The organism is Brevibacillus sp. MCWH, assembly GCF_013096935.1.
Classification (GTDB): domain Bacteria; phylum Bacillota; class Bacilli; order Brevibacillales; family Brevibacillaceae; genus Brevibacillus; species Brevibacillus aydinogluensis.
The window spans coordinates 1-602 of record NZ_SDLF01000096.1 but is presented as its reverse complement, the minus strand read 5'-3'; the positions used below and the strand labels follow the sequence as shown (position 1 = coordinate 602).

General features: G+C 29.4%; 1 protein-coding gene. It reads right to left on the bottom strand.

Annotated features, from left to right (window positions below; genetic code table 11):
* Positions 1–602, bottom strand: a 602-nt coding sequence (locus ETC00_RS19530) for a phospholipase D-like domain-containing protein (protein WP_253264346.1), incomplete at both ends; no start/stop codon positions are given.

Here is a 602-nt window from a genome sequence, read left to right as displayed (position 1 = left end):
GAAAATCCTGACAAAATATTGAATATTGTGATTAAATCTTCTCCTACTTTATTAGAATCTGTAAAATAAGAGAAGTCAGTATAAATCTTAGCTGTTTTATCATTGTAATTTCCTGTACCAATATGACAATAAGTTTTTAATGTACCTTTTTTATTTTTTCGCACTACTAGTATAAACTTACAGTGTGTTTTTAAATCATCAAACCCATAAATAATTTTACAACCAGAAATCTTAAGCTTTTCAATTAATGACATATTTCGTTCTTCATCAAATCGAGCTTTAATTTCCAAAAGAACACTTACTTGTTTACCATTTTGGGCAGCTTTACATAACGCTTCAACAATTGGAGATTCAGACGATGATACCCTATAAAGTGTCATCTTAATAGCAAGTACATTCTTATCTTCTGAAGAATGTTCAAGAAACTTTACTACAGTATCGAAAGTTTCATACGGATGATGTAAAAGTATATCTCCATTATCAATAGCAGTAAACATGTCGTGTTCTCCAACTAATTCTTCTGGGTATTGTGGTGAAAAAGGTTCGTACTCAAAAACAGATTTCTTTATATATCCTTTTGTTAAAAACGATAAGTCTACTAT